The sequence below is a fragment of the Flavobacterium sp. TS_SC_5 genome, from assembly GCF_056156265.1.
Genome location: NZ_CM149588.1, coordinates 3,087,303 through 3,102,927 on the forward strand (window position 1 = coordinate 3,087,303; position 15,625 = coordinate 3,102,927).

Sequence of the window (15,625 nt, forward strand, 5' to 3'; positions counted from 1 at the left end):
TTGAATAAATAATAAAATATGTTTTCAAAATTCATTGACAGACCGGTATTGTCAACGGTGATATCTATTATCATCGTAATTTTGGGAGTTTTAGGGTTAATCTCACTTCCAGTTTCACAATATCCAGAAATAGCACCACCTACAGTAACTGTATCAGCAAATTATCAAGGAGCCAGTGCCGAAGTGGTAATGAGCTCGGTGGTAATTCCATTAGAAGAACAAATCAACGGTGTCGAAGACATGACTTACATGACTTCTACATCAAATAATGATGGTTCGGCAGCCATTAATATTTACTTTAAATTAGGAACAAATCCAGATTTAGCCGCTGTAAATGTGCAAAATCGTGTTTCACGTGCTACACCTTTGCTACCTCAGGAAGTTACAAAAGCCGGTGTTACAACTTCAAAAAGACAGAGCGATAATATCTTGATTTTATCATTATACAGTGACAACCCCGATTATGATGATACTTTTCTTCAAAATTATGCTAACATTAATATTTTACCAAAAATAAAACGTGTAGCTGGAGTTGGAGAAGCAATGATTTTTGGACAAAAAGACTACTCCATGCGCATTTGGCTTAAGCCAGATGTAATGGGTGCATATGGACTTGTTCCTTCGGACATTACAGCATTATTGGCTGAGCAGAATATTGAAGCCGCTCCAGGACAATTAGGTGAAAGTGGTGACCAATCTTTTCAATATGCTTTAAAATATAAAGGTCGTTTGCAAAATGTAAAAGAGTTCGAAGAAATTATCGTTCGTTCAACCGAAAACGGAGAAATCCTTAAGTTAGGCGATGTTGCAAAAATTGAATTGGGAGCTGTAAACTATGCCAGTAATGCGTACACAAACGGAAACAAATCCATTGCGATTGCAATTGCTCAAACTGCAGGATCTAATGCACAAGAAGTAATTGAAGGTTCCTTAAAAGTATTAGATGAAGCGGAAGTAAATTTCCCAAAAGGGGTAAAATATGCCACTTTAATTAATGCAAACGACTTCTTAGACGAATCTATTACTAAAGTGATTCATACCTTAATTGAAGCCTTTATATTGGTGTTCATCGTAGTTTTTATCTTCTTACAAGACTGGAGATCGACCCTTATACCTGCAATATCTGTTCCTGTTGCAATTGTGGGAACGTTCTTTTTCCTAAGTTTATTTGGCTTTACCATAAATTTACTAACGCTTTTTGCCTTAGTACTCGCTGTGGGAATTGTGGTCGATGATGCCATTGTCGTCGTTGAGGCCGTGCATGCCAAAATGGAAGCTGGGGAACATAATCCCAAAAAAGCGGCTCACAGTGCCATGCAGGATATTAGTAGTGCAATTATTTCCATTACGTTAGTTATGTCGGCAGTATTTATTCCAGTTTCATTTATCAGTGGATCTGCGGGAGTTTTCTACAAGCAGTTTGGAATAACTTTAGCTGTTGCAATCGTATTATCAGCTATTAATGCCTTGACACTTTCCCCAGCTTTATGTGCCATTTTCTTAAAAGAACACGATAAAAGTGCTAAGAAAAAAGGTTTTGCAGATCGCTTTTTTACTGCATTTAATGTTGGATTTGAAACCACAACCGCTAAATATAAAAGATCTATTGAGTTTTTTATAAAACGAAAATGGTTGGCATTTTTAGGAATTGCCATCTTTGCAGGAATTTTTATCTTATTATTAAATATTACTCCAAAGGCTTTTGTTCCGGGTGAAGATACAGGTGCTATTCTTTCAGATATTTCGCTTCCGCCAGGAACGTCATTGGAAAGAACAGAAGAGGTTTTATTACAAATTGAAAATAAAGTTAAAGACATTTCTGAAATAAAAGAAGTGCTTCGTATTTCAGGTCGAAGTTTACTAAGTGGTACCGGTAGCAACTACGGAATGGTAATCGTGAAATTGAAAACTTGGGCAGAACGTAAAGAAACGAATCAAGAAATAAATGCAGTTGTACAGGAATTATTTAAGCGAACAGCTTCAGTAAAAGATGCAAAAGTCCTTTATTTTGCTCGTCCTACACTTGTTGGTTTTGGTTTTACCAATGGTTTTGAATTTCAATTACAAGATCAAAAAGGAGGAACAATCTCGGAGTTAAGTGAGGTAAATAATAAATTTTTGGCAGCTTTAAACAGCCGTCCTGAAATCAAATATGCGACTACTTCTTTTTCTCCAAATTATCCGCAGTACCGAATTGATTTGAATGTTGCTTCCATAAAAAAATCAGGTTTAACAGTTACTGATGTTTTAGGAACGATGCAAGGATATTATGGTGGCGTTTATGCTTCTAATTTCAACAAATTTGGAAAACAATTTCGTGTGGTTTACCAATCTGAACCTGAATTTAGAAGTAATCCCGAATCATTAAATCAAGTATTAGTCAGAAATAAAAACGGTCAAATGGCGCCTATTTCACAATTTGTGACGTTAGTAAAAGTATTTGGCCCTCAAGCAATAGAGCGTTTCAATTTGTTTACTTCTGTAAAAATCACAGGTGCTCCAAACGTAGGTTTCAGTTCTGGTGATGCCATCAAAGCAGTTGAGGAAGTGGCAAGTCAAACTTTACCTATTGGTTATGGCTATGAGTTTTCAGGAATGACCCGAGAGGAAATAAGTGCAGGCGGTCAAACATTGTATATTTTCCTATTGTGTTTGGTATTTGTATATTTCTTGTTAGCTGCTCAATATGAAAGTTATATGTTGCCTTTTGCCGTATTAATTTCATTGCCAATTGGTTTAGCAGGAGCGTACTTATTTGCTTATTTATTCGACGTGAGTGATAACATTTACCTTCAAATAACACTGATTATGCTTATTGGATTACTCGCTAAGAACGCCATTTTGATCGTCGAATTTTCTGTAGATTCCAGAAAAAAAGGAATGAGTATAACGCAAGCTGCTATTCATGGTGCAGTCGCGCGTTTGCGTCCTATATTAATGACATCATTTGCATTTATCTTTGGATTATTACCTTTAATGTTAGCTAAAGGAGCTGGAGCTATTGGAAACAATGCTATTGGAACTGGAGCTATTGGTGGAATGTTAATAGGAACTATTTTTGGTGTTTTTGTAATACCAGTTCTTTTTATTGTCTTTCAAACCTTACAGGAAAAAATTTCTACAAAACCACTTCCTATAGAAAATCAGGATTCAAATGTCGCACTTTTAAACAAAGAAAATGAAGAATAAGTTAACTAAAATAGCAGTACTTGTTGCAACCGCAACAGTAATGCAATCGTGCTTTGTTGCCAAAGAATACGACCGACCAGAATTAAAAACGGAAAATTTATACCGAAACGAAATTGTTTCAACCGATACCATTTCACTTGCAAATGTTGCCTGGGAGAACGTTTTCACGGATCCGATTTTGCAGGGATATATCAAGAAAGGATTAGAAAATAATTTGGATATCAAAATTGCCATGCAAAATATTGCAGCGGCAGAAGCATCGATGAAGCAAGGAAAAGCAGGGTACTTCCCTACTCTTTCTGCCGGTGCCGACTGGACGCATCAGGAACTTTCTAGGAATAGTCAGTTTGGTGCATTGTTGCAAGACAGAAGTACCAATCAATATCAGTTAACAGGAAATCTTTCATGGGAAGCTGATATTTGGGGAAAAATAAGAAGCAACAAGCGTGCTGCAAATGCTGTATATCTGCAAACAACTGCTGCCAATCAAGCCGTAAAAACGCAGTTGATTGCTAACATTGCCGCTACTTATTATCAATTGCTTTCGGTTGATGCGCAAATAAAATTAGCGGAGAAAACATTGGTAAACAGAGATAAAAGTGTTGAAACTATTGTAGCATTGAAAAAAGCGGGAAATGTAACTGAAGTTGGCGTTAAGCAAACAGAAGCTCAGAAATATGCTACCCAAATCATCATTGCCGATTTAAAGAATAGCATTATTATTCTTGAAAACACCATAAGTATTCTGATGGGTCAAGGTCCTACCAAAGTTGAAAGAAGCACATTCGAGTCTCAATCCATGCAACCTACAATTACACTTGGGGTTCCTGCAACTTTGCTGCGAAACAGACCTGACGTTATTGCAGCTGAATACAACTTAATTTCTAATTTTGAACAAACTAATGTAGCCAAAAGTAATTTTTATCCAACACTGAAAGTTACTGCAACTGGCGGACTTCAGAGTATCGATTTGAAAGAATGGTTTAGTGCCAATTCAATTTTCGCAAATGTAATTACGGGATTGACGCAACCCATTTTCAATCAACGCCAAATTAAAACGAAGTTTGAAATTGCTAAAGCCAATCAGGAAAAAGCCTATCTTCAATTTGAGCAGTCATTATTGATTGCTGGAAAAGAAGTTTCGGATGCTTTGGCACAATACAATAATGAGACGTATAAACTTACGGTTAGAGAAAAACAAGTCGATGCGTTGAATAAAGCCACCGATTATTCGGATGAATTATTGACATATGGTTTAGCCAATTATTTAGAAGTTTTGACCGTAAAAGACAATGCTTTGAATGCTGAACTAAGCTTGATAGACAATAAATTCCAACAATACAAAGCGATAATTCAATTGTACAGAGCCCTTGGTGGTGGCTGGCAGTAATCAAATTGCTTGACTAAATAGTATTGATTCCTGTTTGTTCAAAACCACTGCTCTTTGTACCGGCAGTGGTTTTGTCTTTTAAATTATAATTGTATTGAATGGTATTATTGACGTTCTCAGTGAAAGATTACGTTATAAAAAAACACAAAACCAAAGCAAATAAGCGTCAGAAATACAAATCCAAAGAATATACTTTTTTGAGACTCAATTACTGGTTTGTTGTCTTTGTATAAACTCATTACCACTCCATTTAGTCCATAACCCAAAATAAATTTACACGCAACTTCTTGATCATTTTCAATCATTTTAAAATGATGTGTTGCTCCGGTTATCGAACTTTTCTCCGAAACTACTTTACCGTTTAGTACTATTGTCTCTCTTCCGATAAAAGAATTAAAAACTTCAATTTTATTGTCTCCAAGATTTATTGTTGTAAATTTCATAGTGTGGTTTTTGTTAAATTTCATTAATCAGTTACTAAAATAGCGTAGCCGTAATTATCGGACCAGCCGGATGATAACGGCAATAATTTTCGAGTGTGAGCTTCTCTGGTCATTCCTGTTTTTTCTAAAACATGTATGGAACCAATATTCCCGACCGCACAACCTGCTTCAATCCGATGCAGATTCAGTTCATTGAAACCATAACGGAGAATTTCTTTTAAAGATTCTGTAGCGTATCCTTTGTTCCAATGATCTTTGTGGAATTTGAACCAAACTTCAGCATTTTTATATTTTACTTTCCCCAAATTAATTCCAATTAATCCTATAATTTGGTTTCCGGTATTCATTTCGACCGCAAAAGTAAAATGAGTCGTAATTGCTTTATTGTTTTCAGAAATCCACTTTTCTAACAGAAGTTTTGTTTCTTCACTATTTTCCGGAATTCCTAACGTATTGAACTCATCGGTTTCTTTCAAAGAATGCAATTCATGAACATAATCCAAATCCAATAGTGTAATTGGTCTTAAAATCAATCGTTCTGTTTTGAGAATTAGGGTGTTCATTTTTTGTTCTTTATAATACTAAAACAACTTATATATTCTGTGAATTGGAATCATCACACCTTGCTTCAGAATAACATTTTTGTCAGTAACAGCCCAAACCGTAGTGTCTACAACTTTCTTGGATTCAGTGTCTTCGAAGAAAATTTTAATTTTTGAATGTTCCAAATTACCCAACGATAAAGCTCTGTTGATTTCACCGGTTCTAGTTTTTATTTCATCAACATCGTTTAGAACATCTGTCTTTGGAAATTTAAGAAGCGCAATATCTTCTTTATCAATGATTTTGAAATCTTCTGTCATAATAGTAAAAATTTAATTAATAATAAATTGCAGTACTGTGGTAGTACAAAAACTTGACCAATTTTATTCGCCATAATACTACATTACAAAAATAAAACCTCCATACTTTGTAACTGCCAATTTTATATTAATTTTTCTCTGCGTAATGTCTTATTTTCTTAATGTTGTCAGGGTTATTGTTTCAAAAAGTAAAACCCAAATTTTATTAATTCCTATTTTTTCGAGGCTCAATAAATTCCCTGTTTTTTTCGTAAGTAATTCTTAAAGAAATTAATTTACTGTATTTAAAAAAAACAGAATTTCAAGAATGAAATTTATTTTTTATTGATTTAAGAATTTGAAGCTGCTGTAAAAAAGAGCATTATTAAAATCAGTATCGGTTTCATCATTTTGTTTTTACTCGAATATTTTTATCAGCGAATGTGTTTAAAATTCTTTTAAATTGTTCGTTTTGTTGCAATTTTAATCAATGTTATTTGCGGTCACGAGTGTGACGCTCTGGTTATCTTGGGATTATTATGTCTGTTAACGCTCCAACTATAATAACTGCTAATGCAAAAGTTAGCATACCAAAAATATAAGCAAAAAAAGCTTTAAAGTAAGAGGAAACTTTTCTTTTATCATAAAATTGTCCAACAGCCCACGTTGTGTAAATAAGTCCAACAATTTCTCCAAATAGCTTTAAGTCTAAATGTGTTATCCATTGAATAATTCCAAAAACTGAATAAATCAACATTCCAATTCCCATAACGAAACAGAGAAGAATTAGTATTTCAAATATGTTGTATTTGTGCTTTTTGAAAAACAGTTTTGTCCACAATGCAATGAATACACCCATAATTATATTCGAGTACCCTAAATGTCCTTGTGTCCATTTAAAAATTTCACTTGTTGTAGATTTAACACTATCTAAATAGCTTAAATAGCCGTCTTGAAAATGCAAAAAGTGACTACTCAATGAGTAGATTAATGAAGTTACGATAATAAAAATAATTGGCTTTACAATTCTTGTTCTGTTTTCAGTGAGATAATTTTTTACATTTTGTCCTGGATTTGTAATTAGTTCTCTAATCGTATATAAAATTCCACGCTCAAAATGCAAAACGTGTTCAATTTCGTGAATTATGTAATGTCTATCAATTCTTTTCAGTTCGTTTGGTTGTCCACAGTTTGGACAATATTTTAAAGTTAAATCTGTGTTGCAATTTTTACATTTCATTTCTCTTTCTGTCAATTTTTATTTGTTTATTGGGTCTGTTTACAATAGATCCAACTTATTTATATGTGTCCTAAGCTCACCCAAAGCCGACCATTTTTAGGCGGCTTTACGTAATATACATCTATTATTATTTTTTACGAAAATATAAAAAAACAACTACAAATAATCAAATGTAATTTATATTATAAAAAAACTCTTCTTCTCAAACGTTCTTGTAAACCCCAATCATTCTTTCAACTGCGTGAGGGATGGAAGCGGCATCCTTTCCTTTTTTCTTTAAGAAGGAAAGATACAGCGTACAGCCCGACCCGGGCGGAGTTTACGGAGGATGGGGCACGCCTAAAAACAAATATAAAACAAAATGAAAGCGAATTTCGGTTTTATAAAATGTAGCGTAAGTGTGTTAAAAAATTATCATAATATTAGCAGGAAGCCGTTACAAAAAAATGTAATTTGGCACTTTAATTTAGGCACGATAGAACACTTGTTGATACAATTATGGACAAAATAAAAATACTTTGGGTTGATGATGAAATCGACCTTTTGAAACCACATATATTATTTCTGGAAAAGAAAAATTACGAGGTAACTACTTGTAATAACGGACTTGACGCCATTGGGATTTTTGAGGAAAACAATTTTGATATTGTTTTTTTGGATGAAAATATGCCCGGAATGAGCGGTTTGGAAACGCTGTCAGAAATGAAGGAGAAAAAATCTTCGGTTCCCATGATTATGATTACGAAAAGCGAGGAAGAATATATTATGGAGGAAGCCATAGGTTCTAAAATTGCTGATTATTTGATCAAACCCGTGAATCCAAACCAGATTTTGTTAAGTTTAAAGAAAAATCTGGATCATTCCCGATTGATTTCGCAGAAAACAACGCTGGATTATCAGAAGGAATTTAGAAAAATCACTATGGAAATGGCGATGGTGAATTCCTATGAAGACTGGATTGAGTTGTACAAGAAATTGATTTTTTGGGAACTGGAATTGGAGAATATCGATGATCAGAGTATGATTGAAATTTTGGAATCCCAAAAAACAGAAGCCAATTCGCAATTTGGAAAATTCATTGAGCGCAATTACGAGGATTGGTTTGCTCCAAAAGCAGATAAACCGGTACAATCGCACACGTTATTCAAAGAATTAGTTCTTCCTGAACTTAAGAAAAAAGACAAGCCCATTTTGTTTGTCGTGATTGACAACCTGCGTTACGACCAATGGAAAACTTTTGAAAGTGTAGTGGGAAATTACTACAAACTGGAAAAAGAAGTGCCTTACTACTCTATTCTTCCTACGGCGACGCAATATGCAAGAAACGCAATTTTCTCTGGTTTAACGCCATTGGAAATGGAAAAACAGTTTCCGCAATACTGGAAAAATGACCCTGAAGAAGGCGGAAAAAACCTTTTTGAAGCCGAATTTTTGACGGCGCAATTGAAACGATTGGGCTTGAATATCAAGGAAGATTATTTTAAAATCACCAGTCTTGCCGGCGGAAAAAAATTAGCCGAAAGCTTCAAAGCCTTAAAAGATAATGATTTAGTGACCGTGGTATACAACTTTGTAGATATGCTTTCGCATGCCAAAACAGAGATGGATGTGGTGAAAGAGTTGGCCTCAGATGATAAAGCATATCGCTCGCTGACGTTGAGTTGGTTTAAGAATTCCCCACTTTTAGAAATCATTCAACAGGCCCAAAAAATGGGTTTCAAATTGATTTTGACCACCGATCACGGGACAATAAATGTAAAAAATCCATCAAAAGTGGTGGGTGACAAAAATACGAGTTTGAATTTACGTTACAAAACCGGACGCAGTTTGACATACGAACACAAAGACGTTTACGCTGTGAAAGAACCAAAAAATATTGGTTTGCCTACCATAAATATGAGTAGTTCTTATATTTTTGCAAAAAATGATTTGTTCTTGGCGTATGTCAACAATTATAATCATTATGTGAGTTATTACAAAAACACGTATCAGCACGGTGGAATTTCATTGGAAGAAATGATTATTCCGTTTTTAGTTTTTAACCCAAAATAAAAAAGTAGTCAGACTCAGTTTTCAGTGTACGGCAAGAACCTTAAACTTTAAACTTTAAACAATTTTATAAGAATGAATATCATTTTTTCTATAGACCAGCTCGAAGAAGTGGCGCAAAAAATAATAGCCGCAAATCCCAAAAAAGTAATTCTTTTTCACGGAGAAATGGGCGTTGGAAAAACGACATTGATCAAGCAATTGTGTAAAACACTTGGCGTAACCGGAGCAACGAGCAGTCCAACCTTTTCTTTAGTTAATGAATATGAAGCAATTGACAATCAGCTGGTTTATCATTTTGATTTTTATCGATTAAACAAAGAGGAAGAAGCTATGGATATGGGTATTGATGATTATTTATATTCCGGTAATTGGTGCTTTATAGAATGGGCAGAGAAGATTCCAAATTTGATTCCCGAGGTACATTCGGTTATCACTATTTCACTGCTTGCTGATGGAAAACGTTCTTTAACTTTAAGCTAAAAGTAAACATGAGTGTAGACAATACGGTATCAATTATCCCATTTTCTCCTGCTGAAAAAGAAGCTATAAAAACATTAAATCTGGAATGGTTGCAAAAACACTTTAGGGTTGAACCCAAAGATGAACTTGTGCTTTCCAATCCGGAAGGTCAGATAATAGACAAAGGTGGAATGATTTTTTATGCGAAATATAAATATGAAATCGTAGGAACGGTTTCCTTAATAAAAATTGACGATACGACTTTCGAACTGAGTAAAATGGCAGTTACAGATGGTGTACAAGGATTAGGAATTGGCAAGAAACTAATGTTGCATTGTCTTGCTGTTGCCGAAGCAAAAGGAATGGAAAAAGTGATTTTATATTCGAACCGGAAATTACTGTCGGCTATTCATTTGTATGAAAAATTTGGTTTCGTAGAAGTACCATTGGAAGATGGCGTTTATGAAAGAGCCGATATCAAAATGGAAAGAATCATTCGCTGAAATTAAGCAGCATTCCAAATGAATTTAACACGATTGAATTTGTACTGTTTATAAAACTTTTTACGTAAATTGTACCCTTAATTTAACAACAACAATGTCAATAACTATAACGCCATTCACAAAACAACAGCTTTTGCCCCAAGAGGAAAAACTGGAAATTGCAAGACAAAAAAGCGAACTTTTTATTGGGATTCCAAAAGAGACGAGTTATCAGGAACGCCGAATTTGTCTTACCCCAGATGCTGTTAACTCGCTTACCTATCATGGCCATCGAGTGATGATTGAAGCGGGAGCGGGATTGAGTTCGAGTTATACTGATAAAGAATATTCTGATGCAGGTGCCGAAATTACTAATGATACCAAAAAAGTATTCACTTGCCCCATGATTTTGAAAGTGGAACCAGCCACACTCGCTGAAATTGAAATGATGAACACGCAAACAATTTTGCTGTCCGCCATTCAATTGAAAACCCGAAAGAAAACATACTTTGAGGCGTTAACCAAAAAGAAAATTACTGCTCTAGCTTTTGAATACATCAAGGACGAAGACGGAACGTATCCTGCGGTGAAATCCTTGAGCGAAATTGCCGGAACAGCATCCATTCTTATCGCTGCCGAGTTGATGATTACCAACGAATTTGGAAAAGGATTATTATTCGGGAACATTACCGGCGTCCCTCCTACTGATGTGGTTATTTTAGGCGCAGGAACCGTTGGGGAATTTGCTGCAAAAACTGCTATAGGATTAGGTGCTAGTGTCAAAGTTTTTGACAATTCTATTACCAAATTACGTCGTTTACAAAATAATTTAAACCAAAGGATTTTCACTTCCACGATACAACCAAAAGCGTTACTTAAAGCACTCCGACGTTGCGATGTAGCCATTGGTGCCATGCGAGGCAAAGAACGTTGTCCAGTTATTGTCACAGAAACCATGGTGGAGCACATGAAAAATGGAGCCGTAATTGTGGATGTAAGTATTGATACCGGCGGTTGTTTTGAGACCTCGGAAGTGACTTCACATGAGAAACCAACGTTTATCAAAAACAATGTTTTACATTATTGTGTACCCAATATACCTTCCCGATATTCTAAAACGGCATCGCTTTCCATAAGTAACATAATTTCCCCTTACCTGATGAAAATTGCTGAAGATGGCGGCATCGAAAGTGCTATACGTTGTGATAAAGGATTGAAAAATGGAGTTTACATGTACCACGGAATCCTCACTAATACTTCCATAGGCGAATGGTTTGATTTGCCTTATAACGACATCAATTTAATTGTTTTTTAAGAAAACTTTCTTCTACCTTTGCCAAAAATTTAATTCATGAAGTTTATACATCGTTTTGCCTATTATCTAGTAGGTTTAGTAATAGGACTGTTTTTTGTAGCGTTAGTTTTCAGTGGTAAAGATACCCGTTGTAACTATTTTCCAAATGCAAGAGTTTTGAATGATTTGAGAAACAAACCGTTTTATTATTCGGATAAAGCTTCAATGATTTTGGCTGAAAAATGGATTGACACTGCCGATATTAAAAATACATTGCAATTTGGTGACGTAGATTTTGATCAAAGTAACAAAGAACTTAAAAAAGGAAAGTTATACATCATCGAAGGAAAAACAATCAAAAACCAAGAGGTAACTTTGAAAGTGATTAATTACGCTGATAAAGCCGTTTTAGAGGATATTATTAAAAAATAATTACTCTTTATACCAACAAAAGTAAATTTTAGAAAATAGTATTTTTAAAATCAAACCATTAAGATATTTAGAAAATTAAGTATTATAGCCTTAATTAAACTTAATTTCTTAATGGTTCAGAAAAAGGAAATTTGAAAATAGTTTAAAAAACTACAACCACTTTATAGGTTCTAAATTATTACTTTCTAAATACGAATTCGTCTTACTAAAATGTTTATTTCCAAACCATTTTCCTTGATTGGCGCTCATTGGCGAAGGATGCCCGGATTCTAAAACTAAATGTTTTTTTCGATCTATTTTGAGTCCTTTTTTATGGGCGAAATTCCCCCAAAGTAAGAAAACAACATGTTCTTTTTCTTCCGAAATTTTCTGTATAACTGCATCCGTAAAAAGATTCCATTTTAAGTGTTTATGACTATTCGCATTGTCTTCTCTCACGGTCAGCGATGCATTCAACAATAAAACACCCTGCTTTGCCCAAGCTTCTAAATTACCGGAAGTGGGCATGAAAATAGTTTCCAAATCTTCACTCATTTCGCGGAAAATATTGCGTAACGAAGGCGGAATTCGAACAGCATCATTCACAGAGAAACACAAACCATTGGCTTCGCCCTTGCCGTGATATGGATCTTGACCAATGATAACCACTTTTACATCTTTGAAACTACAATAATTAAAGGCAGCAAAAATCAATTCTTTAGGGGGATAACACGTATGATTTTTATATTCTTCATCAACCGTTTCCATTAATTCCTGAAAATAGGATTTCTTGATTTCACCAGATAAAATGGATTGCCAAGTGGGATTAAGATTGATTTGCATAGTTAAATATTAGAAAGCAAAGATACAGAGAGAATATTTTTTTTGAATCATAAAAAGGATAATAAACATTCATTAATTCTTTGTGAAAGTCTGTTAAATAGTCTTAACTATTAGCTATTTTTGTGTTGAAAAGAATTATACGATAAATGATATCCATCACTGAAAAAACATTACAAGATTTACAATTTCCAACGGTTCTCGAAACCATTTCGACCATTTGTAACACTGACATTGGAAAACAAAAAGCATTAGAAATAACCCCTTTTAAAGACAAGGAAACATTGATGCAGGCATTAATGCAAACCTCAGAATATGTTTCGTCTTTCCAAAATAACAATGCGATTCCCAATCATGGTTTTGATGCTATCACGCATGAAATAAAGTTTCTTGCCATTGAAGACAGTTTCTTGGAAGTGGGCAGTTTTAGAAAAATCGCTACCATTTCTTCAACGGTAAATTTCTTGTTGAGTTTTTTGAGAAAATTCGAGGATTATTATCCAAATATAAACGCAAGAGCAAACCAAGTCGAACTGACCAAAGAAATCATCACGATGGTGGACGAAGTAGTCGATAAATATGGCGAAATTAAAGACAATGCATCCCCGGATTTATTGAACATCCGTCGCAGTATGAATGCTGTTCGAGGAAAAGTCAATCAAAGTTTTGGTACAGCATTGACTCAATACAATGCTTTAGGATATTTAGACGATATCAAAGAAAGTTTTGTTCAAAATCGACGTGTTTTAGCAGTTTTAGCAATGTATCGCCGTAAAGTAAAAGGATCCATTTTGGGCAGTTCCAAAACAGGAAGTATTGCTTATATTGAACCCGAAGCTACTTTACAATATTCCCGTGAATTGAGTAATCTTGAATATGAAGAAAAAGAAGAAATCACCCGAATTTTAAAACAGTTATCTAATTATATTCGCCCATATTTACCGCTCTTGATCAAATACCAGGATTTTCTTAGTGACATTGATGTAATTGCTGCGAAAGCAAAATATGCCAATAAAATCAATGGAATTTTACCAACAATTACAGAGGAACGCCGCCTTTATTTCAGAGATGCGTATCATCCTATTTTGTTTTTAAACAACAAACTAAAAAACGAAATTACACATCCGCAAACTATTGAATTAAGTCAGGAAAGTAGAATCATTGTGATTTCAGGTCCAAACGCCGGAGGGAAAACCATTTCGTTGAAAACCGTAGGACTACTGCAATTAATGCTGCAATCCGGGATGCTGATTCCGGTGCACGAACGCAGTGAAACCTTTCTTTTTGACAGGATTTTAACAGATATTGGCGATAATCAATCTATTGAAAATCATCTAAGTACATACAGCTACCGATTAAAGAACATGAACTACTTTTTAAAGAAGTGTAATAGAAAAACTATGTTTCTTATTGATGAGTTTGGTACTGGTTCAGACCCTGAATTAGGAGGTGCTTTAGCCGAAATTTTCTTAGAAGAATTCTACCATCGAGAAGCTTTCGGGATTATTACAACGCATTATTCAAACCTAAAAATTCTGGCGAACGAATTGCCTTTTGCCACAAATGCCAACATGCTTTTTGATGAAAAAACATTAGAGCCGTTGTACAAATTAGTTTTAGGTCAGGCAGGAAGTTCCTTTACGTTTGAAGTAGCTTTGAAAAACGGAATTCCTTTCAGCTTAATCAATCGAGCTAAAAAGAAAATCGAAGTTGGTAAAGTACGTTTCGATAAAACCATTGCTACTCTTCAAAAAGAACGTTCTAAAATGGAGAAAACTTCGCAAACGCTTAAAGAAGAAGAAACAAAAGCACGTGAAGAAGGCAAGAAAATGGAAACCATTAATGTAAAAATCAAACAAAAACTGGAAAGCTATCAGGAATTGTACGACAGCAACCAGAAAACGATTTACATTGGTCAAAAAATTGAAGACATCTCCGAGAAATATTTTAATAATAAAAACAAGAAAGAACTGCTCGGAGAATTTTTGAAAATCATTGAAATCGAAAATTCAAAACGCAAAAAAGCGACAACCAAAGAATCGAAAGCACTTATTGAAAAGAAAAAAGAAGTGATTGAAGAAGTGACGGTTCAAGTTGAGGAAATCAGAAAAGAAAAGAAAGAGAAGAAATTGAAAGTCGTGGTTGAAAAACCAAAACCAATATTAAAACTAGGTGATCGCGTGCGCATGTTTGATGGAAAGGCAGTAGGAACCATCGATTCTATTGAAAAAAACAAAGTAACAGTGAACTACGGCGTATTTACTTCAAAAGTCAGTCTGGAAGCACTAGAATTTGTGGAAGCAGGAAAAAAATAGAATGACATAACAAAACAAGAAAATGCTAGATATACCTAAAGACAAAAAAATAATCCTCTTTGATGGCGTCTGCAATCTGTGTGATTTGGCGGTGCAAATGATTATTAAGAACGATAAAAAAGATGTTTTCCGGTTTGTAGCCTTACAATCTGATTTAGGTAAAAAAATCATCAAGCACTTGGGAATTGATACACAAAAAATGGATAGTATTATTCTGTATCAGCCTGGTTTTGCTTACCACTACAAATCAGAAGCAGCTTTAGAAATTGCTAAAAATTTAGGAGGAATATTTTATTTTGCTTCACTATTTTCAATATTACCCACTTCATTCAGTAACCATATTTATGATTATATCGCTAAGAATCGCTACAAATGGTATGGAAAAAAGGAAACTTGCATGATTCCCACAAAGGAGCTACAAGCCAAATTTTTAGAATAAACATCCAATCATGATAATTATCATACCTTTTATTTTGCAAGAATAATATATTTGACAAATCTTAAAAATAAATGGATCATGAAAGACACCACACTTTTTTCTTGGGATAACGGAACTTTTATAATGGTTGTCGTATTCGGGTTAGTCATAATAGGAATCATTTCGGCAGTTTTCATTATGATGAATTCCGACAGAAAAAAATAACAACATAAAAAAGAGGATGCCTTTA

The 15,625-nt window shown here is 34.5% G+C and carries 15 protein-coding genes; 10 read left to right on the forward strand and 5 right to left on the reverse strand.

Going from position 1 to position 15,625, the window contains the following annotated elements:
* Positions 1–18 precede the first annotated feature (18 nt).
* Together AC0J6S_RS13325 and AC0J6S_RS13330 are read left to right on the forward strand one after the other, a co-directional pair.
* On the forward strand, positions 19–3,189 hold the full coding sequence (locus AC0J6S_RS13325) for an efflux RND transporter permease subunit (RefSeq protein ID WP_474954256.1): 3,171 nt from the start codon (positions 19–21) through the stop codon (positions 3,187–3,189).
* Positions 3,179–4,579: an efflux transporter outer membrane subunit gene (locus tag AC0J6S_RS13330; RefSeq protein WP_474954257.1), complete on the forward strand. Its 1,401-nt coding sequence runs from the start codon at positions 3,179–3,181 to the stop codon at positions 4,577–4,579. The genes AC0J6S_RS13325 and AC0J6S_RS13330 overlap by 11 nt, the downstream gene beginning before the upstream one ends.
* Positions 4,580–4,695: 116 nt before the next feature.
* On the opposite strand, the gene AC0J6S_RS13335 is transcribed toward AC0J6S_RS13330, so the two are convergent.
* The 4 genes from AC0J6S_RS13335 to AC0J6S_RS13350 all read right to left on the reverse strand — a co-directional run bounded on the left by AC0J6S_RS13335 (position 4,696) and on the right by AC0J6S_RS13350 (position 7,119).
* On the reverse strand, positions 4,696–5,022 hold the full coding sequence (locus AC0J6S_RS13335; RefSeq protein ID WP_395380207.1) for a hypothetical protein: 327 nt from the start codon (positions 5,020–5,022) through the stop codon (positions 4,696–4,698).
* A 23-nt stretch (positions 5,023–5,045) separates the two neighbouring features.
* The gene (locus AC0J6S_RS13340; RefSeq protein WP_474954258.1) at positions 5,046–5,585 is read right to left on the reverse strand and encodes a GNAT family N-acetyltransferase; all 540 of its coding nucleotides are present in this window, start codon (positions 5,583–5,585) and stop codon (positions 5,046–5,048) included.
* An 18-nt stretch (positions 5,586–5,603) separates the two neighbouring features.
* Complete coding sequence (locus tag AC0J6S_RS13345; protein WP_114754530.1) at positions 5,604–5,885, reverse strand: hypothetical protein; 282 nt, start codon at positions 5,883–5,885, stop codon at positions 5,604–5,606.
* Between the two features lie 502 nt (positions 5,886–6,387).
* Positions 6,388–7,119 (reverse strand): DUF3667 domain-containing protein, encoded by a 732-nt coding sequence (locus AC0J6S_RS13350; RefSeq protein WP_474954259.1) that lies wholly within the window; start codon positions 7,117–7,119, stop codon positions 6,388–6,390.
* Between the two features lie 483 nt (positions 7,120–7,602).
* On the opposite strand from AC0J6S_RS13350, the gene porX reads away from it, so the two are divergent.
* The 5 genes from porX (at position 7,603) to AC0J6S_RS13375 (ending at position 11,823) form a co-directional block, all read left to right on the forward strand.
* Entirely contained in the window at positions 7,603–9,156 is a 1,554-nt protein-coding gene (gene porX / locus AC0J6S_RS13355; protein WP_113633886.1) for a T9SS response regulator signal transducer PorX, read from the forward strand.
* Positions 9,157–9,228: 72 nt separating this feature from the next.
* Positions 9,229–9,636 (forward strand): tRNA (adenosine(37)-N6)-threonylcarbamoyltransferase complex ATPase subunit type 1 TsaE, encoded by a 408-nt coding sequence (gene tsaE, locus AC0J6S_RS13360; protein WP_474954260.1) that lies wholly within the window; start codon positions 9,229–9,231, stop codon positions 9,634–9,636.
* A gap of 8 nt (positions 9,637–9,644) precedes the next feature.
* Positions 9,645–10,118 carry a GNAT family N-acetyltransferase gene (locus AC0J6S_RS13365; protein WP_474954261.1) on the forward strand — a complete coding sequence of 158 codons (474 nt, stop codon included), beginning with the start codon at positions 9,645–9,647 and terminating at the stop codon, positions 10,116–10,118.
* A 94-nt stretch (positions 10,119–10,212) separates the two neighbouring features.
* Complete coding sequence (locus tag AC0J6S_RS13370) at positions 10,213–11,412, forward strand: alanine dehydrogenase (protein ID WP_474954262.1); 1,200 nt, start codon at positions 10,213–10,215, stop codon at positions 11,410–11,412.
* Between the two features lie 36 nt (positions 11,413–11,448).
* Entirely contained in the window at positions 11,449–11,823 is a 375-nt protein-coding gene (locus AC0J6S_RS13375; protein ID WP_165151262.1) for a DUF4258 domain-containing protein, read from the forward strand.
* Between the two features lie 150 nt (positions 11,824–11,973).
* Here AC0J6S_RS13375 and ung read toward each other — a convergent pair whose 3' ends face one another.
* Complete coding sequence (gene ung / locus AC0J6S_RS13380; RefSeq protein WP_474954263.1) at positions 11,974–12,645, reverse strand: uracil-DNA glycosylase; 672 nt, start codon at positions 12,643–12,645, stop codon at positions 11,974–11,976.
* A gap of 146 nt (positions 12,646–12,791) precedes the next feature.
* Here ung and AC0J6S_RS13385 point away from each other — a divergent pair, with 146 nt between their 5' ends.
* From AC0J6S_RS13385 to AC0J6S_RS13395, 3 genes are all read left to right on the forward strand, one after another.
* Positions 12,792–14,957 (forward strand): endonuclease MutS2, encoded by a 2,166-nt coding sequence (locus AC0J6S_RS13385; RefSeq protein ID WP_474954264.1) that lies wholly within the window; start codon positions 12,792–12,794, stop codon positions 14,955–14,957.
* Positions 14,958–14,979: 22 nt separating this feature from the next.
* Positions 14,980–15,396: a thiol-disulfide oxidoreductase DCC family protein gene (locus AC0J6S_RS13390; protein ID WP_474954265.1), complete on the forward strand. Its 417-nt coding sequence runs from the start codon at positions 14,980–14,982 to the stop codon at positions 15,394–15,396.
* Positions 15,397–15,474: 78 nt separating this feature from the next.
* Complete coding sequence (locus AC0J6S_RS13395) at positions 15,475–15,600, forward strand: hypothetical protein (protein WP_417991494.1); 126 nt, start codon at positions 15,475–15,477, stop codon at positions 15,598–15,600.
* The last annotated feature ends 25 nt before the right edge of the window (positions 15,601–15,625 follow it).

Bases quoted from the DNA above. Each gene is read 5' to 3' on its own strand.
- AC0J6S_RS13325 (WP_474954256.1), top strand. From the start codon at position 19: ATGTTTTCAAAATTCATTGACAGACCGGTATTGTCAACGGTGATATCT.
- AC0J6S_RS13330 (WP_474954257.1), top strand. From the start codon at position 3,179: ATGAAGAATAAGTTAACTAAAATAGCAGTACTTGTTGCAACCGCAACA.
- AC0J6S_RS13335 (WP_395380207.1), bottom strand. From the start codon at position 5,022: ATGAAATTTACAACAATAAATCTTGGAGACAATAAAATTGAAGTTTTT.
- AC0J6S_RS13340 (WP_474954258.1), bottom strand. From the start codon at position 5,585: ATGAACACCCTAATTCTCAAAACAGAACGATTGATTTTAAGACCAATT.
- AC0J6S_RS13345 (WP_114754530.1), bottom strand. From the start codon at position 5,885: ATGACAGAAGATTTCAAAATCATTGATAAAGAAGATATTGCGCTTCTT.
- porX (WP_113633886.1), top strand. From the start codon at position 7,603: ATGGACAAAATAAAAATACTTTGGGTTGATGATGAAATCGACCTTTTG.
- tsaE (WP_474954260.1), top strand. From the start codon at position 9,229: ATGAATATCATTTTTTCTATAGACCAGCTCGAAGAAGTGGCGCAAAAA.
- AC0J6S_RS13365 (WP_474954261.1), top strand. From the start codon at position 9,645: ATGAGTGTAGACAATACGGTATCAATTATCCCATTTTCTCCTGCTGAA.
- AC0J6S_RS13370 (WP_474954262.1), top strand. From the start codon at position 10,213: ATGTCAATAACTATAACGCCATTCACAAAACAACAGCTTTTGCCCCAA.
- AC0J6S_RS13375 (WP_165151262.1), top strand. From the start codon at position 11,449: ATGAAGTTTATACATCGTTTTGCCTATTATCTAGTAGGTTTAGTAATA.
- ung (WP_474954263.1), bottom strand. From the start codon at position 12,645: ATGCAAATCAATCTTAATCCCACTTGGCAATCCATTTTATCTGGTGAA.
- AC0J6S_RS13385 (WP_474954264.1), top strand. From the start codon at position 12,792: ATGATATCCATCACTGAAAAAACATTACAAGATTTACAATTTCCAACG.
- AC0J6S_RS13390 (WP_474954265.1), top strand. From the start codon at position 14,980: ATGCTAGATATACCTAAAGACAAAAAAATAATCCTCTTTGATGGCGTC.
- AC0J6S_RS13395 (WP_417991494.1), top strand. From the start codon at position 15,475: ATGAAAGACACCACACTTTTTTCTTGGGATAACGGAACTTTTATAATG.